We start from the raw sequence: 19307 nt of genomic DNA, 5'->3' as shown, positions 1-19307 counted from the left end.
CAGCCATCAGCAAAACATTATTTCCAGGCAGGGATAATCCATGAGCGGATGGGAAGGGCTGGACGAGTTCGTCGCGGTGGCCGAATGCGGTCGCTTCGCCGCCGCCGCGCAGCGCCTGGGGCTGTCCACCTCCCAGGTCAGCCGCCAGGTGGCGCGCCTCGAGGAACGCCTGCAGACCCGCCTGTTCTACCGCAGCACGCGCAAGGTGGCGCTGACCGAGGCCGGGCAGACCTTCCTGCAGCACTGCCAGCGCCTGCAGGACGCCCGCGAGGAAGCCCTGCGCGCGGTCGGCGACCTGGCCGGCGAACCCAAGGGCCTGCTGCGCATGACCTGCGCGGTGGCCTACGGCGAGCGCTTCGTGGTGCCGCTGGTCAACGACTTCATGGCCCGCCACCCGCAACTGCGGGTGGACATCGAACTGAGCAACCAGACCCTCGACCTGCTCCACGGCGGCCTGGACCTGGCGATCCGCCTCGGCCGCCTGCCCGACTCGCGCCTGGTCGCCACCCGCCTGGCGCCACGGGTCATGCACCTGTGCGCGGCACCCGCCTATCTGGAGCGCTACGGCCGGCCGCACTCGCTGTCCGAACTCGCGCGGCACAACTGCCTGATCGGCAGCAGCGAGCAATGGAGCTTCCAGCAGGACGGCCGCGAGCTGGGTGTGCGGGTGCAGGGCAACTGGCGCTGCAACAGCGGCGAAGCGGTGCTCGACGCCGCCCTGCGCGGCTTCGGCCTGTGCCAGCTGCCGGACTACTACGTGCAGCCGCACCTGCGCAGCGGCGCGCTGGTCGACCTGCTGCCGCAGCAGAGCCCGCCGCACACCGCCGTGTGGGCGATGTACCCGCAGCAGCGCCACCTCTCGCCCAAGGTGCGCCTGCTGGTGGAACTGTTGAAGGAAGGGCTGGCGCAACGCCCCGAATACCGAGAAACCTAGTCCACGCGCACCGGCGGCATCACGTCGGAGTAAGGCAGTCCGGCCCGTCGAAGGCCGGATCGTTGATCAGGGTCGCCAGCGCCCGCTCGCGCAGTGGTGGCTGCGGCGCGGCCAGCAGCGCCTGCAGTGTCTCGACCGGGGTCTGCGGGTCGAGCCAGGCGCGGGTGGCGGCCTGGTCCAGCACGATGGGCCGGCGCAGATAGCTGGCCGGCGCGGTGATCATCGCCACGCTGAGGTAGGTCTGCCCCGCCGTCGGGTAGGGCTCCCAGACGCCGGCGAAGTACAGCAGCCCCTCGCTGCTCAACCAGTACGGGCGCTTGCGGTTGGCCTGACCACGCCATTCATAGAAGCCGTTGGCCGGCAACAGGCAGCGGCGCTGGCGGAAGGCCTCGCGAAACATCGGCTGCTCGGCCAGGGTCTCGGCGCGGGCATGGGCGGGCGCCTTCGACAGGTCGTCGAGCCAGGCCGGGGTCAGCCCCCAGCGCCCGGCCGCGGCCTGCAGCTCGCCCTCGGGCTGGTGGATGAACAGCACCTGGGCGCCGGGCGCCAGGTTCCAGCGCTGGGGGAAACCCTCGGGAAAACCCGGCAGGCCGGAAATGGCCTGGGGCCAGCGAAACAGGGCGTAACGTCCACTCATGGGCAGGGCAGTACCGACAGAACTAGCAAAGCAGCACGCCGGGGCAGCCCTCGGGCTCCTCGCCGGGCAACGGGGCGGCGGCATTGTACCCGGCGATCAGCCGACGCGCGTGCTCGGCGTCCTCGTCCTCCACCACCAGGGCGAGCAGGCCCAGCGCCGGCAGCTCGCCCACCGCGCCGAGCAGATGACGCCCGGCCAGGTGCGCCTCCACCCCCTCGCTGGCCAGCATGCCCAGCAACAGCTCCGCCTCCAGCAGGTCCTGCGGCTCGTAGATGCGCTGCATCACTCGTTCTCCCCACGCACGTCCAGCGACCACTCCACGCCATCGGTGCGCAGGTCGAACAGGATCGGCCGACAGCACACCGGGCAGTCCTCCACATACTCCTGATCCCCGGCCGACAGGTCGAGCACCGCCTCGGCCGTCTCCCAGCAATAGGGGCACTGGTACAGCTGTGTTTCCAGCATCGCAGTCTCCATGTGGTTCGTCGTGGCGTCTGACAATCCCTTGTGGAACAGTAGCTTGTCGGAGGGCCGATAGCCCGTTGCCTGCAGGAATCGCTCGCTCATCGTTCTCATGGCGCTGGACGATGCGCTCGCTCCGGTGAATATCTCGTTTTCACCTGCCGCTTCACTGTCTGGGTTTCTCAAACCACTCAAACTCTCTATCGGCGTGCACGTGCAAGCCGCGGCAACCGTCGTCGCCCCATCAACCAAACGCCACGCCCAGGGAAGGAGACTCGCCATGATTCAATGTGACAGCCTGAAGCAGCTGATCAACACGACAATCGCCGAGGGCGATGACGTGAATTGCTGGATCTATGTCAATCGCAAGCAATGGAACAGCGATCCTCATTCGGCCCGGTTCTTCTTCATCGACGAAGATGAGGTCGATGATATGCCGGACGACGAGGTGTACGAATGCAGACACGGTGGGTATCTGCCCATCGCGCTACGCGATCTCGATCTGTACCCGTGGTTCGAGAGTGGGACTCTGGTCGGCGTTATCGAGAACGCCTCCATCCCCAAAGATCCGAATCAGGAGGAGATCGAAAGATTCGTGCTCGCCGCGAACCATTACCGCGAATACGACGACTTCTATGACCACCCGGGAACTTCGGCTTGACCACTCCAACAGTGATACCGAACTCAAGCCATAGGACACACATGCACGACTGTCGCTCCCTGCTGGCAATACTCCTGCTGCTGATCCCATTCGGCAGCATGGCCCACGATTCGCCCGACCGTACCGTCCAGGACTTCTACGCCTGGGCAATTCACACCCCCTCGAACGACCCGGACAAGGAAGCGGCTCGGGTGCAACCGCTGCTGGGGCAGGAGCTGTTCACCGCCCTGGCAGCGCAACGCGCCTATGAAGAATCCTGTGCCCGCCTGGTGCCGGCGGACATGAAGCCCCACATGCTGGACCAGAGCCCCTTTTTCCTCTGGCCGGAAGGAGCCCAGGCCCTCCTGTCCACCCAGGCCAGCGTCGCGGGCGATACGGCCCGCGTCTCCGCCCGGCTCGCCTACGACGACTTTCACTGGACGGACACCGTCGTCCTTCGCCGCGAGGGCAATCGGTGGGTCATTCTCGATATCCGGTGGCAGGAGCGCTCGCTCACCGAGCGGCTCGTCGAGTTCGCGAGCTATCGCTGCGAGCCCTAGCCATTCGATGGAATCCGCCCCGCTTGAGGAGTCAGAAAATGAATGAGGCTGACCGCCCCTTCTCGATGAACGGCCTGCCATGGACGTCTGCATCGATCGCAGAGGCTGGGTCACAGATAAGGCACGGTGGCCACATTGGCTTCACCTTCGGCTTCGAGGCGCTGGAGCACCTCTTCGAACTGGATAGGCAGGTCTTTTCCAAACGCCCGGACCTGGGGTTGCAGGTCTGGACGGTTGCGAACAAAAAGAGCTACAGCGACGAAGAGTTGCAAGCACTGGCTTCGCTGCGCCATGTGCGCAAGCTGGAGATCAGCCTGGCTCAGGCCCGGGTCATCTCGCCCCTGATGCAACTGGACCTGGAGGCCCTGACACTCAAGGGCGGCAAATCCGTCAGCCTGGACTTTCTGCCCGCCCTCAAGAACCTGAGCACCCTGGAGCTGTACGGCGACTTCTGCGGGCTGGAAGCGCTGGCCGACTGCCACAGCCTGCAAAGCCTGTATGCCGGTGGCGCGAGAATCGCTACGGATGAACTGCTCGACTCGCTGCCTGACCTGAGCGCACTGACACTGGACGGCTGCACCGCGCCCGAGAACCTCGCGGTCCTGAATCGCCGTGGCCTGAAAGCACTCTTTCTAAGTTCTCTCAGGAAGCTCGACACATTGGATGCCCTGGCAGATTTTTCAGGCCTTGAGGTCCTGAAAATCCATGGAGCACCACATCTGCAGCAGCTGCCCAGCCTTGCAAACATGGCCGCCCTGAAGCATCTCGAACTGAAGCGTCTGAAAGTCTGGGACAACCCCGAGGTGCTGCAGAGCCTGCCCAGCCTGGAAACGCTGGTGCTTGAAGAGATCAATACCCATCTGCAGGCGGAGCGCTTTTCCTTCCTGCCCACGCTCCCTTGCCTGAGCAGGATCGATTTCAGAACCATCGACTGGGGCAAACGCCGCCGCGCCCAGCTGGAGGCGATCTTTCTGGCCGCCGGCAAAACCCACCTCATCGAACCCGATACCGAGGCTGCGGGTGAGTGAAACAACGCCACCTTCCCACTCGACCTGCGCCCACTGGCGCGAGCCAATCGACTCGTTGCCAGGCACGAGGCATGCGGAACCCTCCGCCCGGAAGCGCGATTGGCCTTATAATCGCCGGCCTATTTGCCAGCCCGCCATGGGCCTTCCGAGCAGCCTGACCACGAGAACATGATGGGCGAATTCGATTCGATCCGACCCTACGCCGACCACGAAGTCCCCGCCGTCCTGGCGCGCCTGTTGAGCGACGACACCTTCCTCGGCATCCTCACCCGTTTCCGCTTCCCGCGCCTGGCCGGGCCTTTCGGCTGGCTGCTCAAGCCCCTCATCGCCCATCGCCTGCGCCGCGAGACGGCGGGGATCGAATCGGTGGACGCCCTGCAGGCGCGCATCGAGCCGTACATCGACCGCACCGTGGAGCGCGCCACCGACGGCATCACCTTCGCCGGGCTGGAGCAGCTGAAGGCGGGCGCGCCCTACCTGTTCATGGCCAACCACCGCGACATCGTGATGGACCCGGCCTTCGTCAACTACGCGGTGTTCCACGCCGAACTGCCGACCCCGCGCATCGCCATCGGCGACAACCTGCTGCAGCGCCCCTTCGTCAGCGACCTGATGCGCCTGAACAAGAGCTTCATCGTGCATCGCAACGTGGCGGGGCGGCGCGAGAAGCTGGCGGCCTTCCAGCTGCTGTCGGCCTACATCAACCACTCCATCCGCGAGGAAGGCCACTCGATCTGGATCGCCCAGGCCGAGGGCCGGGCCAAGGACGGCGACGACCGCACCGACTCGGCGATCCTCAAGATGTTCCACATGAGCCGCAAGGACGAGCCGTTCGCCGAGGCCCTGGCGGCGCTCAACCTGATCCCGGTGTCGATCAGCTACGAGTACGACCCCTGCGACCAGGCCAAGGCCCGCGAGCTGCAGATCCGCGCCACCACCGGTAGCTACGAGAAGGCCCCGGGCGAGGACGACGCCAGCATCGCCCTCGGCATCACCGGCTACAAGGGCCGCGTCCACGTGCAGTTCGGCGCGCCGGTGCGCGAGGGCTTCGAGGATGCCAAGCAGCTGGCGGCGCTGATGGATCGCCACATCCTCGGCGGCTACAGGCTGTTCCCGGTGCACTACCTGGCCTACGCCGAGTGGGAGGAACGCGACCCCGCGCTGCAGGTGCCGACGGCCGAGCAGCAGTTCCCCGCCGCCGAGGTAGCCGCCGCCCGCGCCGAGTGGCAGCGGCGCATGGCCGCCTGCCCCGCCGAGCAGCGTCCCTGGCTGATCCGCCAGTACGCCACGCCGGTGCGCAACCAGTACCGGGTCAGGGCCGGCCTGCCGCTCTGAGCGGCGCCCACATGCGAAAACGGCAGCCCAGGGCTGCCGTTTTCGTTTGCGCGGGATGAATCAGAAGCCGGTGCTGAACCAGGACAGCGCCAGCGCGCCCGCCAGGGTGGCGCCGCCGAAGGCGTAGAAGAAACGGTTGATGCGCTGGGTGCGCTCGTCCAACAGGCTGGCGTCGGCGTCCAGTTCGTCCAGCTCGGAGTCGGAGGCCAGACGCACACCGGCACGCTGTTCGCGCAGCCGGGTGGCGAGCAGCAGCCAGCCGCCGGCCAGGGCGAAGAACAGGGCCAGACCGTTGAGCACTTGGGCGGGGTAGGTCGAAAACAGGTTCCAGAGGTACTGCAGGGACACGCGAATCACCTCAGCGACGAAAACGATGCACCATCGACAGGAAAACACCGGCACCAACAGCGAGCATGAGCGGCCCGGAGGCTCTGGCGCCAACCTTGCAGCCTTTCGTCGGCGCACCAGATCGAGGCGGTGTTTCGCTGGATCGGCGCCAGGGCGCGGCTGCGGCGGGCGGCAGTCTACTGGAAGCGTGCGGGTTATAAGTTCCGTTTCCGACGAGCGACAGGACTAATCGCGAATCTGTCTGAAAAACGTCACCAACCTGGCCTAGGGTTTGTCTCTCCATCTGTGACTAATCGGTCACTGACGTGACGGAGCAATATCCATAACAGCGGAGGACCCGCCATGCTGAACCCGCAACCGGTTGATCACGACTACCTCATCGACTCCCTGGACGAAGTGGAGGCGGTAGTGGACGAACTTTCCATCAACGTGCAGGACCACCACTGGCTGGTCTACTGCGCCCTGGGCGGCCACGAGCACTACGACCTGCCGGACATCGACGAGCGCACCGGCTTCAGCCTGCCGGAGCTGTACGCCGAGGCGGCCTGAGCCCTGTAGGGTGCGCCGTGCGCACCGATGCACCGGCAACGGGTCGTGGCCCGGAGGAAATCCGGAGGCGGTCTCTGTCGGTGCTCCGTCGTTAAGCTCAGCCGGTGGCCGAGCGGCCTGCTGCTTCTGGCCTCGCCCCACTTGACTCGCTCCGCTTCGCTTCGTTGCTCTTGTTCGCGGACCACCACTCGGTCGCTCCTAAAGCAGGATCGGTTACATGTTGGTGGCGCAATCCTGCTTCTGTGGGAGCGGCTGGGCGGCATTCCGATTGGCCGCGAAATTCGCGGATAAATCCGCTCCCACAAGGTGTGCAACAACCAGCCTGGGCATGGCCATAAAAAGGCAATATCCCCTTCTGGATCCCCGCCTGCGCAGGGATGACGAGGTAGGGGGATGGAATTGCTTCCGAAACCGTCATTCCCGCGCAGGCGGGACAGCAGCTGAATCGCTGGACAGCGCTTGCGCTGGCCCGAAGGGGAATAATCCAGGGGCAGGCAGCCGCAGTGTTCAGATAGAGGGGCTTGCTCGCGCAACGCGTAGGGTGGGTTAGCCGTTTGACGGCGTAACCCACCGTGGTGCCACGGTCGATTGCGCTGGTGGGTTACGGCCTGTGGCCCAACAACCCTACGGGGGCTCCAGGCAGGCCGCTTCGTCTGCAACACGCAACGGGGATATAGCTTTTTTCGCTATGTCCTCGTTATGTGTTGGCGACGCAATCGCTTCTGTGGGAGCAGCTTCAGCCGCGAAATTCGCGCCGCTCCCACAAGGCGTGCAAAAACTAATGGGGACAGAGCCATAAAAAAGCCCGGCATGTGCCGGGCTTTTTTATGGGAGGCGCTTACTGCTGGCCGAGCATCTGGCCGATGGTCGGGTCCTTGAAGGCGCGGGTGAGCGCGTCGCTCAGCACATCGGACACCAGCTTGGTGTTGGTCTCCTGGTTCGGCGCCATGCCGAAGCGCTGGTTCAGCGAGGCGCCGTAGCGGCCGCTGTAGCGGCGCGCGCTGTTCTGCACGTCGGCGCGGATGCTGGCGCTGATGTCGGCCTCGGTGACGTAGGAGCCCTCCTTCGGCGACTGGTACTTGAGGTCGGCCAGGGTCAGGGTCAGCTGCGGGGCGTTGTAGGCGTTGGGGCTGGGGGTGAAGCCCAGCAGGCGCACCGCCGCCTCGGCCTCGGCCTGCAGGCGCGGCAGGATGTCCTGGGACTGCACGCTGATGTTGCTGGTCTCCGGGTACAGGCCGCCGCGGGTGCCGAGCACCGGCGAGGCGCGACCGTCGACCACGCGCACCACCACCGGCTGGCCCTGGCCGACAGGCACCAGCGCCACGGTGAGCTTGGGCTGCGGACGCAGCTGCTGGGGGCTGTGGGCACAACCGACCAGCGCGACGCCGAGCGCGGCTACCAGACCGAACAGCAGATGTTTCTTCATGACGATCTCCAGAAAGGTGGCGGCGGAAAATGGCCGGCAGTATACCTGCCGCTCCGCTTGCGTCGACAGCTGTGTTTCTGACCTCCGCCGCGCCCGAGCGGTTCCTGTCACGGGCCTGTCACCTCGGCGTGCGATAAGGCTGCTGTTGCCCTGGAGGATTGCCCCATGATGAGTCTGTGGTCGCTACTCATGCCGCGCGCGCCGATGCGCCGCTTCGCCCTGCTGGATGCCTCGGGCACCTGCCGCGCCCTGCGCGAGGCCCGCGAACTGCCGGGCGAGCCGGGCTGGGTGGAGGTGCGCGAACTGCGCGCCCAGTGGCTGGGCCAGGCGCTGCCGCTGGACGTGCTGGTCACCCCGCGCCGCGTCGGCACGCGCCCGAGCCCGGCGCTGGCCGCCTGAGGCCGGCCACGAAAAGGCTATGTCCCCGTTGCGTGTTGCAAGCAGCTAACCCGCCCTACACATCGCGCGGTCAAGCTCCTCTAGCTGAACGCTGTAGCTGCCTGCCCCTGGATCCCCGCCTGCGCGGGGATGACGGTTTCGGAAGAAATTAGAAATTCCCCCCTACCTCGTCATCCCCGCGCAGGCGGGGATCCAGAAGGGCTCAGAGCACTGCAACATCTAACGGGGACATCGCCAACGAAAAAGCCGACCGAGGGCGGCTTTTTCATGGGGCGACACGCGGGTTGCACCCGCCCTACGGCACTCAGGCGAGCTGCAGGGCCTTGGAGCACTGCTCGGCGACCGAGCGATACAGCTCAGCATCGTCTTCCAGCGCCTTCTCGCGCGCCGGGAAGATTTCCGCGAGCCTGGCGGCCCACTCGCCCCGGGCCTTGTCGGCGAAGCAGCGCTCGATCAGGTTGAGCATGATCGACACGGTCACCGAGGCGCCCGGAGAGGCGCCGAGCAGCGCCGCGATGGAACCGTCCTCGGCCGCCACCAGCTCGGTGCCGAACTGCAGGATGCCGCCCTTCTTGGCGTCCTTCTTGATGATCTGCACGCGCTGGCCGGCGATCTCCAGGCGCCAGTCCTCGGCCTTCACGTTCGGGTAGAACTTGCGCAGGGAATCCAGGCGCTGCTCCGGCGACTGCAGCACTTCCTTGATCAGGTAGCGGGTCAGGGCCATGTTGTCGCGGGCCACGGCCAGCATCGGGCCGATGTTGCTCGGACGCACCGACAGCGGCAGGTCGAGGAACGAGCCGAACTTGAGGAACTTGGTGGTGAAGCCGGCGTAGGGGCCGAACAGCAGCGAGGTCTTGCCGTCCACCACGCGGGTGTCCAGGTGCGGCACGGACATGGGCGGCGCGCCCACCTCGGCCTGGCTGTAGACCTTGGCCTGGTGCTGTTTGACCACCTCGGGGTTGTCGCAGCGCAGCCACTGGCCGCTCACCGGGAAGCCGCCGAAGCCCTTGCCTTCCGGGATGCCGGACATCTGCAGCAGCGGCAGCGCGCCGCCGCCGGCACCGAGGAAGACGAAGCGCGCGCCGATCTCGCGCTGTTCGCCGGTCTTGGTGTTCTTGATCTGGGCGGTCCAGCCCTCGCCGCTGCGCGCCAGGCCGGTGACCTTCTGGCTGTAGCTGAGGGTGGTGCCGCCCTGGGCGGAGAGGAACTGCAGCAACTGGTTGGTCAGCGCGCCGAAGTTGACGTCGGTGCCGTTGCCGGCGCGGGTCGCGGCGATGCGTTCGGCCGGGTCGCGGCCTTCCATCATCAGCGGCATCCAGTCGGCCATGACGGCCCGGTCCTCGGTGTACTCCATGTTCTCGAAGGCATGATGCTGGCTGAGCAGTTCATGGCGCTTCTTGAGGAAACCGACATCCTTCTCGCCACGCACGAAGCTCATGTGCGGCACGGAATTGATGAAGCTGCGCGGCGAACCGAAGCCTTCCTTGCCGGCCAGGTGGGACCAGAACTGCCGGGAAACCTCGAACTGCGCGTTGATCTGCACGGCCTTCTTGATGTCGATCGAACCGTCCGCAGCCTGCGGCGTGTAGTTCAGCTCGCAGAGGCCGGCGTGACCGGTGCCGGCGTTGTTCCACGGGTTGGAACTCTCGATGGCGCCGGAGGAACGCAGCTCGGCGATCTCCAGCTTGAGGCTCGGGTCCAGCTCCTTGAGCAGCACCGCCAGGGTGGCGCTCATGATGCCGGCGCCGACCAGCAGCACATCCACAGTTTCGTGATTGACTTGCGTCATTAACGCTTCTCCAAGATCTGCAGTACCAAGCCGCTGGCATCGGCCTTTTGAGCCACGCATCGGCGTCTAATCACTGACAGCCAGACAAGTGTCTGGAGCTTCGGAGGGCTCGTACCATGGCCGATGACTTGGCCTGATCGATGCCGAGCAACCTCGTCCGGCGTGGACTGCCTGTGGGCAGCCCGCGCGTTCAATTCTTCACTTCCCGCCCGCGCGCGACTGACGCGCCAGCCCAGCAGGGGCGCCGGGTCGGGAGTTTTCCGGCGCGCACGATACCACTATTGCCGCTCGCCCAGCCGCAAAAAATGCACGAACCTGGGGCAGACGGTCATTTTTCCTACGAAGGTCAGGCTTTTGCCGCCTTTATCGCGTCGATGTAGGGCTCGGCCAGGCGCTGGTCCTGAATCAGGGCGACGAAGTCGTTGCCCTTGGCATCCCGGGCGTCGAGGTCGTAACCTGCCTCCCTGAAGAAGGTCAGGAAACGCTCGAAGTCGTCGATGCGCAGGCTGCGGTAGGCCTTGACCAGCTTGTGCAGGGACGGCGGCGTGTCGTCGGCCGGCTCGACCGCGAGGAACAGCTTGATCGCGTCGTCGCCGATCTCTTCGCCAATCACCTGTTTCTTGTCTTTGCGCATCACGCTCTCCAGCTGGCGGGCATTACGGGGCCGGCAGTTTACCCCCGCCCGTGGCGCGGCTCAACGCGACTAAAGCAGCGCATCCAGCCGGGCAAGCCGGAGGCCTTCGTCCCTATAATGCGCACAGTCCCCGCTGGAGCCCCGCGATGTCTCTACCTCCGCTGTTCGCCGCCTGGCGCCAGGTCCTGGCCGTCGGCTATTCCCGGCACGCCCTGCGCGGCGACCTGATCGCGGGGCTGACGGTCGGCATCATCGCCATCCCGCTGGCCATGGCCCTGGCCATCGCGGTGGGCGTGGCGCCGCAGCACGGCCTGTACACCGTGCTGGTGGCCGCGCCGCTGATCGCCCTGGCCGGCGGCTCGCGCTTCAACATTTCCGGCCCCACGGCGGCCTTCGTGGTGATCCTGCTGCCGATCAGCCAGCAGTACGGCCTCGGCGGCCTGCTGCTGTGCACCATGCTCGCCGGGGCGATCCTCATCGCCCTCGGCCTGCTGCGCGCCGGCAAGCTGATCGAGTTCGTGCCCTACCCGGTGACCCTGGGCTTCACCGCCGGCATCGGCATCGTCATCGCCGTGCTGCAGATCAAGGACCTGCTCGGCCTGCAGCTGTCGGCCACGCCGCAGCACTTCCTCGACCAGCTGGAGCTGCTCGCCGAGGCGCTGCCCGACTTCCACCCCGGCGACGGCCTGACCGCCGCCGCCAGCCTGGCCACGCTGCTGATCTGGCCGAAGCTGGTGCCCAAGGTGCCCGGCCACCTGGCGGCGCTGGCGGTGGGCGTGCTGGTCGCCCAGCTGCTGGAGGCCGCCGGCCTGCCGGTGGCGACCCTGGGCGAGCGCTTCAGCTACACCCTGGACGGCGTCAGCCACCCCGGCATCCCGCCGTTCCTGCCTGACTTCGCCTGGCCCTGGCAGCTGCCGGGGCCGGACGGCCAGCCGCTGGTGCTGTCCTTCGAGCTGATCCGCCAGCTGCTGGCGCCGGCCTTCGCCATCGCCATGCTCGGCGCCATCGAGTCGCTGCTGTGCGCCGTGGTGGCGGACGGCATGACCGGCAGCAAGCACGACCCCAACGGCGAGCTGCTCGGCCAGGGCCTGGGCAACCTGGTCGCGCCGCTGTTCGGCGGCATCACCGCCACGGCCGCCATCGCCCGTTCCGCCGCCAACGTCCGCGCCGGGGCCGTCTCGCCGCTCTCCGCGATCATCCATGCCGGCGTGGTGCTGCTGGCCATGCTGCTGCTCGCGCCGGTGTTCAGCCTGCTGCCGATGGCCTCGCTGGCCGCCCTGCTGCTGATGGTGGCGTGGAACATGAGCGAGCCGCACCACGTCATCCACACCCTGCGCATCGCGCCGCGCAGCGACGTGCTGGTGCTGCTGACCTGCCTGGTGCTGACCGTGCTGTTCGACATGGTGCTGGCGGTCGGCGTCGGCCTGCTGCTGGCCTGCGGCCTGTTCATCAAGCGCATGAGCGAGCTGACCGACGCCGGGCCGCTGCCGCGCCCGCAGTTGAGCCAGCTGGGAGAGCTGCCGGACTCGGTGCTGACCTACAGCATCCGCGGCCCGCTGTTCTTCGGCGCGGCGGAGAAGGCCCTGAGCGTGCTGCGCCGGTTCAACCCGGAGGTGAAGGTGGTGATCGTGGAAATGAGCGCGGTGCCGATGCTCGACATGACCGCCCTGGCGGCCCTGGAGAACGTGCTGCGCGACTACCACCGCCAGGGCGTCGGCCTGGTGCTCAGCGGCGCCTCGGCCAACCTGCGCCTGAAGCTGCGCCGGGCCGGCATCCACCGCGAGCCGGGGCGGCTCGCCTTCGCCCGCGACCTGCGCCAGGCGCGGGCCAAGGCGTTGAGCTGGCTGGAACCGGCGGTCGCCGAATGAGCAAACGCGGGTTTCACCCGCCCTACGTAGGGCGGGTGAAACCCGCGTAGCGATTACAGCCCCTTGACCGCGAAGATGCCCGCCGCGTTGCGCCAGTAGCCCTTGTAGTCCATGCCGTAGCCGAAGATGAAGCGGTCCTCGCAGGACAGGCCCACGTAATCGGCCTTGAGGTCCGGGCGGGCCTTGCGGTCGTGGTCCTTGTCGATCAGCACGGCGGTGTGCACGTCGCTGGCGCCGGCGTGGCGGCAGAACTCGATGATCGCGGCCAGGGTGTGCCCCTCGTCGAGGATGTCGTCGATGATCAGCACTTCGCGGTCGATGAAGGAGATTTCCGGCTTGGCCTTCCAGAACAGCTCGCCGCCGGTGGTCTCGCTGCGGTAGCGGGTGGCGTGCAGGTAGGACAGCTCCAGCGGGAAGTTCAGCTTGGTCAGCAGCTTGCCGGCGAAGATCAGGCCGCCGTTCATCACGCAGAACACCACCGGGTTGCGCTCGGCCAGTTCCTCGCAGATGGCCGCGCCGACGCGCTCGATAGCCGCTTCGACCTCGGCCTCGCTGAAGAGGCAGTCGGCCTCGGCCATGATTTGACGGATGTGGGCGAGATCGGCGGGCATGGTGGCTCCGGGCAGCGAAAGGCAACTGGTTAAGAAATGGCCATATCCACGTTAGCTGTCGCACACCTTGTGGGAGCGGATTTATCCGCGAACTTCGCGGCCAATCGGAATGCCGCCCAGCCGTTCCCACAAAAGCAGGATGCGCCACCAACACGTAACGGGACATAGCCTGAAAAATGGGCGGCAAAGGTACTCAGATGCCCGCCCGAGGGCAAGCCCGCCGGTGATTTTCTGACCGCTCGCCCAGGGGAGGCGGTAAACTGCGCGGCCTTGCACGCCGGAGGCTGCGGTGCGATCCACCGCCGCGACAATCGGTCCCCCGGTTGCGCCCGACTCCGGCACGAGCAGTGCTTTACTCTAGCCAGAAATCCTCGCCCCGGAGACCCCCGCATGCCCATCCGTGAGATCCGCCACCCGCTGATCCGCCACAAGATCGGTCTGATGCGCCGCGCCGACATCAGCACCAAGAACTTCCGCGAACTGGCCCAGGAAGTGGGCGCCCTGCTCACCTACGAGGCGACCAACGACCTGCCGCTGGAGAGCTACGAGATCCCGGGCTGGGCCGGGCCGGTGCAGGTGGAGAAGATCGCCGGCAAGAAGATCACCGTGGTGCCGATCCTGCGCGCCGGCATCGGCATGCTCGACGGCGTGCTCAGCCTGATCCCCGGGGCCAAGGTCAGCGCCGTGGGCGTCGCCCGCAACGAGGAGACCCTGCAGGCCCACACCTACCTGGAGAAGCTGGCGCCCGAGATCGACGAGCGCCTGGCCCTGATCATCGACCCGATGCTCGCCACCGGCGGCTCCATGGTCGCCACCATCGACCTGCTGAAGAAGGCCGGCTGCAAGGAAATCCGCGCCATGGTGCTGGTCGCCGCGCCGGAGGGCATCAAGGCGGTGGGCGACGCCCACCCGGACGTGACCATCTACACCGCCTCGATCGACCAGCAGCTCAACGAACACGGCTACATCATCCCCGGCCTGGGCGACGCCGGCGACAAGATCTTCGGCACCAAGCAGAAGGACGCCTGAGCATGAGCGAGTACAACGACCCGCTGCCGCGGCAGATTCTCTCCGGCGCGCAGATGCTGTTCGTGGCCTTCGGCGCGCTGGTGCTCATGCCCCTGATCACCGGCATGGACCCGAACGTGGCGCTGTTCACCGCCGGCATCGGCACCCTCCTGTTCCAGCTGGCCACCGGCCGCCAGGTGCCGGTGTTCCTCGCCTCCAGCTTCGCCTTCATCGCCCCGATCATCGCCGCCAAGGGCGAATTCGGCCTGCCGGCGGTGCTCGGCGGCGTGGTCGCCGCCGGCTTCGTCTACACCTTCCTCGGCCTGGCCGTGAAGCTCAAGGGCCCGGGCTTCATCGACCGCATCCTGCCGCCGGTGGTGATCGGCCCGGTGATCATCGCCATCGGCCTGGCCCTGTCGCCGGTGGCGGTGAACATGGCCATGGGCAAGACCGGCGACGGCGCCGCCGAACTGGTGCCCTACCAGACCGCCATGTTCATCTCCATGCCGGCGCTGGTCACCACCCTGCTGGTGGCCGTGCTCGGCCGCGGCCTGTTCCGCCTAGTGCCGATCCTCGCCGGCATCGCCGTGGGCTGCACCCTGGCGGCGATCTTCGGCGTGTTCGACACCGCCGGCATCGCCGCCGCTGCCTGGCTGGCCATGCCCAACTTCGTCGCCCCCGAGTTCCACCTCGGCGCCATCCTGTACATGGTGCCGGTGGCCCTGGCGCCGGCCATCGAGCACATCGGCGGGGTGATCGCCGTCGGCACCGTCACCGGCAAGGACTTCGTGCGCAAGCCGGGCCTGCACCGCACCCTGCTTGGCGACGGCCTGGCCACCTCGGCCGCCGGCCTGTTCGGCGGCCCGCCCAACACCACCTACGCCGAGGTGACCGGCGCGGTGATGCTGACCAAGAGCTTCAACCCCAAGGTGATGACCTGGGCAGCGGTGTTCGCCATCCTGCTGGCCTTCGTCGGCAAGTTCGGCGCCGCGCTGCAGGCCATTCCGGTGCCGGTGATGGGCGGCATCCTCTGCCTGCTGTTCGGCTCCATCGCGGTGGTCGGCCTGAACACCCTGATCCGCCACCAGGTGGACCTGTCCGAGGCGCGCAACCTGATCATCGTGTCGGTAACGCTGGTGTTCGGCATCGGCGGCATGGTGATCGGCGGCAAGGAGTTCGCCCTGTCCGGCATCTCCCTGTGCGCCATCAGCGCCCTGGCGCTGAACCTGCTGCTGCCGGGCGGCAGTGCCTGGCACAAGCATCCGCCGATCGATCCGGAGATTTAGCCCCGCGTCCGCGGCGCTGCCTCGTAGGGTGCGCCGCGCGCACCGATGAATCGGTAACGTCGATGCGTAGCCCGGATGAAATCCGGGGGCGGTGTTGGTCTGGTGCTTGGGTTTCCAGCCGATTTCTGTGTGCTTCGATGCTTCTGGTTTCGCCCACCCGAGCGAGTCACTTGACTCGCTACGCTCGCCCTTCGGGCCAGCCTGCGGCTGTTACTCCGCTTCGCTTCGTTGCTCTTGTCTGCGGATCGCCGCCCGGACCAAGAGAAAGTAACCAAAGAGAAGGCCACACCGGCATCCGGCCCTGCGCTTCGCTCCGGGCTCCCTCCTTCCGGTGCCGCTCGGCCTCCTTCCGGGGACTCCGGCTCCGAGCCGCCTGCAAGTGTGGTTTTTCTCCAATGAAAGCAGTGCTTTCATGCATCCCGGATTTCATCCGGGCTACGAGGCTGCCGTAGGGTGCGCCATGCGCACCGGGGCAATGTGTCGTCCTGCCGGTGCGCGCAGCGCACCCTACGGACGGCCGAGTTCTACGGCGCCATCGGCCTGGCCTCAGGTCGTTCGGCGCGCTATGGTCGTCGGCCTTTTCCTCGTTCCGGCCTCGTCCCATGCTCGATACCCTTGCCAGCGTCTTCGGCTTTTCCCACCTGCGGCCCGGCCAGGAGCGGGTGGTCGATGCCGTGCTCGCCGGGCGGTCGGCGGCGGCGATCTTTCCCACCGGTTCGGGCAAGTCGCTGTGCTACCAGTTGCCGGCGCTGCGCCTGCCGCACCTGACCCTGGTGGTGTCGCCGCTGCTGGCGCTGATGCAGGACCAGCTGGCCTTCCTCCACGCCCGTGGCATCAGCGCCGCCAGCATCGACTCGGCGCAGAGCCGCGAGCAGGTCGCCGAGACCATGGCCAGGGCCAAGTCCGGCGAGCTGAAGATCCTGATGATCTCGGTCGAGCGCCTTAAGAACGAGCGCTTCCGCAACTTCATCGGCCAGGTGCCGATCTCCCTGCTGGTGGTCGACGAGGCGCACTGCATTTCCGAGTGGGGCCATAACTTCCGCCCCGACTACCTCAAGCTGCCCGACTACCAGCGCCAGTTCGGCATCCCCCAGGTGCTGCTGCTCACCGCCACGGCCACGCCGCCGGTGATCGCCGACATGCAGAAGAAGTTCGCCATCGCCGCCGAGGATGTGGTCACCACCGGCTTCTACCGCGCCAACCTCAACCTGCTGGTGGAGCCGGTGGCCGGGCGCGACAAGCAGGGCCGCCTGGTCGAATGGCTGGGCGCCCGGGCCGGCCAGCCGAGCATCGTCTACGTCACCCAGCAGAAGACCGCCGAGCAGGTGGCCGAGCTGCTCGAACGACGCGGCCTCGGTGCCTGCGCCTACCACGCCGGCATGCCGCATGAGGCGCGCGAGGCGATCCAGCGCCGCTTCATGGACGGTCAGGTCGACTGCATCGTCGCCACCATCGCCTTCGGCATGGGCATCGACAAGAGCGACATCCGCAACGTGGTGCACTTCGACCTGCCCAAGTCGATCGAGAACTACAGCCAGGAGATCGGTCGTGCCGGGCGCGACGGCCAGCCGTCCGACTGCCTGGTGCTGGCCAACCGCGACGGTCTCAACGTGCTGGAGAACTTCGTCTACGGCGACACCCCCGAGCCGGACGGCATCCGCCGGGTGCTCGACGAGCTGCTGGCCGGCGCGGCGGACGGCCAGTGGGAGCTGATGCTCAACCAGCTCTCCGAGCACAGCAACATCCGCCAGCTGCCGCTCAAGACCCTGCTGGTGCAGCTGGAACTGCGCGGCATCATCGCCCCGCGCTACGCCTACTTCGCCGAGTACCGCTTCAAGTACCTGATCGAGCCGGAGGCGCTGCTGGACAAGTTCGAGGGCGAGCGGCGCCAGTTCGTCGAGGCCATCGTCGCCACCTCGGCACGGGCGCGGACCTGGTGCACGGTGGACTTCGACGCACTCTATAACCAGCACCAGGCCGAGCGCGGGCGGGTGGTCAAGGCGCTGGACTTCTTCCAGGAGCGCGGCTGGATCGAGCTGGAAAGCAAGCAGATGACCGAGGTCTACGCCCTGCTCCGGCCGGACTTCGACCCGCACCAGTTGAGCGGTGAACTGCACGCCTACTTCCAGCAGCAGGAAGCCAGCGAAATCCGCCGCATCCAGGCCATGCTCGACCTGTTCGCCAGCGACCGCTGCCTGAGCCAGCGCCTGGCCGCCTACTTCGGCGACGCCAATGCGCCGGCGCGCTGCGGGCACTGCTCGGTGTGCCAGGGCCGGGTCGCCCACCTGCCGCCGGCGCCGCCCCTGCGCCCGCTGGCCGAACTGGACCTGCAAGCCCTGTGCGCCGACTTCAGCCAGCGCCACGTGGAATACAGCGGCGCGGCGCCGAGCGGCGAATGCCTGACGCGCTTTCTCTGCGGCATCAGCGTGCCGCTGTTCACCAAGCTCAAGGCGCGGCAGATCGCCGGCTTCGCCGCGCTGGAGGCCTACCCCTACGCCGAGGTGCGCGCGCGGCTCGCCCAGGGCTGACGTGCAGCCCGCCCCGGGTCAGCGCAGGCGCACACGGTAGGCGCGGTCCGCATCGATCTCGCCGACCCCACCCGGCGTGCCCAGCAGCAGCTCGTCGCCGTGCTGCACCACGCTGCTGAAGCTGGGCAGGTCGCTGTCCGGCGACGCCTGCAGGCTCTCCAGCACGCGCCCCTCGCCGTCGAAGCGGAACACGTGGGGGTAGCGGCTCGGCCTGGCCAGCAGCGCCGGCGGCAGGCGCGAGGCCACCTTGCGCAGGAACGGCCAGGGCGCCAGCGCGTCGAGCAGCGGCTTGCGCGGCGAGAAGAAGGAGCACCAGTAGCTGCCGTCCGGCGCCAGCGACAGGTCGCCGGGGAAGCCCGGCAGGTCGTCCACCAGCACCTCGCGCTGACCGGCGCGCGGGCCCGCGAGCCACAGGCGGGTGACGCGGTAGGCGCCGGTCTCCGCCACCAGCAGGTAGGACTCGTCCGCGCTCAGCACCACGCCGTTGGCGAACTCCAGGCCGTCCAGCACGCGCTCGATGCGGCCGTTCGGGTGGCGCACGAACACGGCGCCGTCGCCGCCATGCTCCAGCAGCGCCCGCTTGTTGTCGGCCAGGCCCCAGCGGCTGGAGGCCTCGGTGAAGAACAGGCGGCCGTCGCGGGCGACGAACACGTCGTTGAGGAAGGTGAAACGCTGGCGCGCGTCGCTATCCACCAGCACCCGCGCCCGGCCCTCGGGCGTCACCTGCCAGACCTTGGCGTTGGCCTCGTCGGCCGCGTACAGGCTGCCGTCCGGGCCGAAGTTCATGCCCACCGGGCGGCCGTCCAGAGCGACGAAGGTCTGCGCCTCCCGGCCGGCGTGCCAGCGCAGGATGCGGCCGTCGCCGATGCCGCTGTAGCGGCGCCCCTCGCCGTCCACCACCACCGTGTCCGGGCCGTCCAGGCCGGCCTGCTCCAGCACCGCGCCATCCAGCCGGGCGTTCGGCGCCCACACGCCGGCGGCCGGCGGCAGCGCGCCGGGTTGCCAGGCCACCGGCTGCAACGGGGTGGGCCAGAACAGCAGGTAGCCGAAGCCGGCGAGCGCGATCAGCGACAACAGCTTGCGCATGGCGATGTTCCTTGTTGTTGGAATGCCCGCAGCCTAATCCAGGCCGGCGCGGGGCGAACGCTCCCGCCGCGCCAAAGCACTGTCTTTCCGCGCGCCCGGTTTGGTTACCGGATATTGCCCCGGCACCCGCGGGCCGGCATGAGGGTCTATCACTGTCCGGACCGCCACCGACACGGGAG

Annotated in this window: 20 protein-coding genes; 11 read left to right on the top strand and 9 right to left on the bottom strand. The window is 67.4% G+C overall.

Features of this window, described 5'->3' with window-relative positions:
* The first annotated feature begins 40 nt into the window (after positions 1-40).
* Positions 41-934, top strand: a complete 894-nt coding sequence (locus N5D30_RS17300; RefSeq protein WP_279909943.1) for a LysR family transcriptional regulator — start codon at positions 41-43, stop codon at positions 932-934.
* A gap of 19 nt (positions 935-953) precedes the next feature.
* On the opposite strand, the gene N5D30_RS17295 is transcribed toward N5D30_RS17300, so the two are convergent.
* From N5D30_RS17295 to N5D30_RS17285, 3 genes are read right to left on the bottom strand one after another with little or no spacing between them, the layout of a single operon-like run.
* Positions 954-1571 (bottom strand): SOS response-associated peptidase, encoded by a 618-nt coding sequence (locus tag N5D30_RS17295; RefSeq protein WP_279909942.1) that lies wholly within the window; start codon positions 1569-1571, stop codon positions 954-956.
* 22 nt (positions 1572-1593) lie between these two features.
* Entirely contained in the window at positions 1594-1854 is a 261-nt protein-coding gene (locus tag N5D30_RS17290; protein WP_220812132.1) for a DUF2007 domain-containing protein, read from the bottom strand.
* A complete protein-coding gene (locus N5D30_RS17285; RefSeq protein WP_220812130.1) occupies positions 1854-2036 on the bottom strand; it encodes a CPXCG motif-containing cysteine-rich protein in 183 nt (60 codons plus the stop codon). Before N5D30_RS17285 ends, N5D30_RS17290 begins: the two co-directional genes overlap by 1 nt.
* Positions 2037-2145: 109 nt before the next feature.
* Between N5D30_RS17285 and N5D30_RS17280 the strand changes: the two genes are divergently transcribed.
* The 4 genes from N5D30_RS17280 to N5D30_RS17265 all read left to right on the top strand — a co-directional run bounded on the left by N5D30_RS17280 (position 2146) and on the right by N5D30_RS17265 (position 5596).
* A complete protein-coding gene (locus tag N5D30_RS17280) occupies positions 2146-2694 on the top strand; it encodes a hypothetical protein (protein ID WP_279909941.1) in 549 nt (182 codons plus the stop codon).
* A 41-nt stretch (positions 2695-2735) separates the two neighbouring features.
* The gene (locus N5D30_RS17275; protein ID WP_279909940.1) at positions 2736-3233 is read left to right on the top strand and encodes a DUF3828 domain-containing protein; all 498 of its coding nucleotides are present in this window, start codon (positions 2736-2738) and stop codon (positions 3231-3233) included.
* A 38-nt stretch (positions 3234-3271) separates the two neighbouring features.
* Positions 3272-4261 (top strand): hypothetical protein, encoded by a 990-nt coding sequence (locus N5D30_RS17270; RefSeq protein WP_279909938.1) that lies wholly within the window; start codon positions 3272-3274, stop codon positions 4259-4261.
* 168 nt (positions 4262-4429) lie between these two features.
* Positions 4430-5596, top strand: a complete 1167-nt coding sequence (locus N5D30_RS17265; protein WP_279909937.1) for a 1-acyl-sn-glycerol-3-phosphate acyltransferase — start codon at positions 4430-4432, stop codon at positions 5594-5596.
* Between the two features lie 60 nt (positions 5597-5656).
* Here N5D30_RS17265 and N5D30_RS17260 read toward each other — a convergent pair whose 3' ends face one another.
* On the bottom strand, positions 5657-5944 hold the full coding sequence (locus tag N5D30_RS17260) for a hypothetical protein (protein WP_279902692.1): 288 nt from the start codon (positions 5942-5944) through the stop codon (positions 5657-5659).
* A 342-nt stretch (positions 5945-6286) separates the two neighbouring features.
* On the opposite strand from N5D30_RS17260, the gene N5D30_RS17255 reads away from it, so the two are divergent.
* On the top strand, positions 6287-6493 hold the full coding sequence (locus tag N5D30_RS17255; protein WP_220812119.1) for a hypothetical protein: 207 nt from the start codon (positions 6287-6289) through the stop codon (positions 6491-6493).
* An 838-nt stretch (positions 6494-7331) separates the two neighbouring features.
* On the opposite strand, the gene N5D30_RS17250 is transcribed toward N5D30_RS17255, so the two are convergent.
* Positions 7332-7919, bottom strand: a complete 588-nt coding sequence (locus N5D30_RS17250; RefSeq protein ID WP_220812117.1) for a YajG family lipoprotein — start codon at positions 7917-7919, stop codon at positions 7332-7334.
* A gap of 165 nt (positions 7920-8084) precedes the next feature.
* On the opposite strand from N5D30_RS17250, the gene N5D30_RS17245 reads away from it, so the two are divergent.
* Positions 8085-8318: a hypothetical protein gene (locus N5D30_RS17245; RefSeq protein ID WP_279902693.1), complete on the top strand. Its 234-nt coding sequence runs from the start codon at positions 8085-8087 to the stop codon at positions 8316-8318.
* Between the two features lie 304 nt (positions 8319-8622).
* Here the strand turns inward: N5D30_RS17245 and mqo are convergent, their stop codons facing one another.
* Together mqo and N5D30_RS17235 are read right to left on the bottom strand one after the other, a co-directional pair.
* Positions 8623-10107 (bottom strand): malate dehydrogenase (quinone), encoded by a 1485-nt coding sequence (gene mqo, locus N5D30_RS17240; protein ID WP_279909936.1) that lies wholly within the window; start codon positions 10105-10107, stop codon positions 8623-8625.
* Between the two features lie 346 nt (positions 10108-10453).
* Positions 10454-10741 (bottom strand): PA4642 family protein, encoded by a 288-nt coding sequence (locus N5D30_RS17235; protein ID WP_220812111.1) that lies wholly within the window; start codon positions 10739-10741, stop codon positions 10454-10456.
* 146 nt (positions 10742-10887) lie between these two features.
* Between N5D30_RS17235 and dauA the strand changes: the two genes are divergently transcribed.
* The gene (gene dauA, locus N5D30_RS17230; RefSeq protein ID WP_220812109.1) at positions 10888-12609 is read left to right on the top strand and encodes a C4-dicarboxylic acid transporter DauA; all 1722 of its coding nucleotides are present in this window, start codon (positions 10888-10890) and stop codon (positions 12607-12609) included.
* A gap of 53 nt (positions 12610-12662) precedes the next feature.
* On the opposite strand, the gene N5D30_RS17225 is transcribed toward dauA, so the two are convergent.
* Positions 12663-13220, bottom strand: a complete 558-nt coding sequence (locus N5D30_RS17225; protein WP_279902696.1) for a hypoxanthine-guanine phosphoribosyltransferase — start codon at positions 13218-13220, stop codon at positions 12663-12665.
* Between the two features lie 390 nt (positions 13221-13610).
* Between N5D30_RS17225 and upp the strand changes: the two genes are divergently transcribed.
* The 3 genes from upp (at position 13611) to N5D30_RS17210 (ending at position 18042) form a co-directional block, all read left to right on the top strand.
* Positions 13611-14249 carry a uracil phosphoribosyltransferase gene (gene upp / locus N5D30_RS17220; RefSeq protein ID WP_220812106.1) on the top strand — a complete coding sequence of 213 codons (639 nt, stop codon included), beginning with the start codon at positions 13611-13613 and terminating at the stop codon, positions 14247-14249.
* Positions 14250-14251: 2 nt separating this feature from the next.
* Positions 14252-15514, top strand: coding sequence for a uracil-xanthine permease family protein (locus N5D30_RS17215; RefSeq protein ID WP_279902697.1), 1263 nt, complete (start codon positions 14252-14254; stop codon positions 15512-15514).
* 602 nt (positions 15515-16116) lie between these two features.
* Complete coding sequence (locus N5D30_RS17210) at positions 16117-18042, top strand: RecQ family ATP-dependent DNA helicase (protein ID WP_279909935.1); 1926 nt, start codon at positions 16117-16119, stop codon at positions 18040-18042.
* Between the two features lie 18 nt (positions 18043-18060).
* Here N5D30_RS17210 and N5D30_RS17205 read toward each other — a convergent pair whose 3' ends face one another.
* Complete coding sequence (locus N5D30_RS17205; protein WP_279909934.1) at positions 18061-19128, bottom strand: SMP-30/gluconolactonase/LRE family protein; 1068 nt, start codon at positions 19126-19128, stop codon at positions 18061-18063.
* Positions 19129-19307: the final 179 nt, after the last annotated feature.

This window comes from Pseudomonas sp. GD03875, assembly GCF_029840585.1.
Lineage (GTDB): Bacteria > Pseudomonadota > Gammaproteobacteria > Pseudomonadales > Pseudomonadaceae > Aquipseudomonas > Aquipseudomonas paralcaligenes.
Note: the sequence above shows the minus strand (reverse complement) of the source record. Positions and strands in the feature narration are given on the sequence as shown.

What these genes read in the sequence shown, in the direction of transcription:
- N5D30_RS17205 (WP_279909934.1), bottom strand. Translation starts at nt 19,128, where the DNA reads ATGCGCAAGCTGTTGTCGCTGATCGCGCTCGCCGGCTTCGGCTACCTG.
- N5D30_RS17270 (WP_279909938.1), top strand. Translation starts at nt 3,272, where the DNA reads ATGAATGAGGCTGACCGCCCCTTCTCGATGAACGGCCTGCCATGGACG.
- N5D30_RS17275 (WP_279909940.1), top strand. Translation starts at nt 2,736, where the DNA reads ATGCACGACTGTCGCTCCCTGCTGGCAATACTCCTGCTGCTGATCCCA.
- N5D30_RS17290 (WP_220812132.1), bottom strand. Translation starts at nt 1,854, where the DNA reads ATGCAGCGCATCTACGAGCCGCAGGACCTGCTGGAGGCGGAGCTGTTG.
- N5D30_RS17300 (WP_279909943.1), top strand. Translation starts at nt 41, where the DNA reads ATGAGCGGATGGGAAGGGCTGGACGAGTTCGTCGCGGTGGCCGAATGC.
- N5D30_RS17295 (WP_279909942.1), bottom strand. Translation starts at nt 1,571, where the DNA reads ATGAGTGGACGTTACGCCCTGTTTCGCTGGCCCCAGGCCATTTCCGGC.
- mqo (WP_279909936.1), bottom strand. Translation starts at nt 10,107, where the DNA reads ATGACGCAAGTCAATCACGAAACTGTGGATGTGCTGCTGGTCGGCGCC.
- dauA (WP_220812109.1), top strand. Translation starts at nt 10,888, where the DNA reads ATGTCTCTACCTCCGCTGTTCGCCGCCTGGCGCCAGGTCCTGGCCGTC.
- N5D30_RS17280 (WP_279909941.1), top strand. Translation starts at nt 2,146, where the DNA reads ATGGCGCTGGACGATGCGCTCGCTCCGGTGAATATCTCGTTTTCACCT.
- N5D30_RS17265 (WP_279909937.1), top strand. Translation starts at nt 4,430, where the DNA reads ATGATGGGCGAATTCGATTCGATCCGACCCTACGCCGACCACGAAGTC.
- N5D30_RS17225 (WP_279902696.1), bottom strand. Translation starts at nt 13,220, where the DNA reads ATGCCCGCCGATCTCGCCCACATCCGTCAAATCATGGCCGAGGCCGAC.
- N5D30_RS17210 (WP_279909935.1), top strand. Translation starts at nt 16,117, where the DNA reads ATGCTCGATACCCTTGCCAGCGTCTTCGGCTTTTCCCACCTGCGGCCC.
- N5D30_RS17250 (WP_220812117.1), bottom strand. Translation starts at nt 7,919, where the DNA reads ATGAAGAAACATCTGCTGTTCGGTCTGGTAGCCGCGCTCGGCGTCGCG.
- N5D30_RS17215 (WP_279902697.1), top strand. Translation starts at nt 14,252, where the DNA reads ATGAGCGAGTACAACGACCCGCTGCCGCGGCAGATTCTCTCCGGCGCG.
- N5D30_RS17255 (WP_220812119.1), top strand. Translation starts at nt 6,287, where the DNA reads ATGCTGAACCCGCAACCGGTTGATCACGACTACCTCATCGACTCCCTG.
- N5D30_RS17245 (WP_279902693.1), top strand. Translation starts at nt 8,085, where the DNA reads ATGATGAGTCTGTGGTCGCTACTCATGCCGCGCGCGCCGATGCGCCGC.
- N5D30_RS17235 (WP_220812111.1), bottom strand. Translation starts at nt 10,741, where the DNA reads ATGCGCAAAGACAAGAAACAGGTGATTGGCGAAGAGATCGGCGACGAC.
- N5D30_RS17285 (WP_220812130.1), bottom strand. Translation starts at nt 2,036, where the DNA reads ATGCTGGAAACACAGCTGTACCAGTGCCCCTATTGCTGGGAGACGGCC.
- upp (WP_220812106.1), top strand. Translation starts at nt 13,611, where the DNA reads ATGCCCATCCGTGAGATCCGCCACCCGCTGATCCGCCACAAGATCGGT.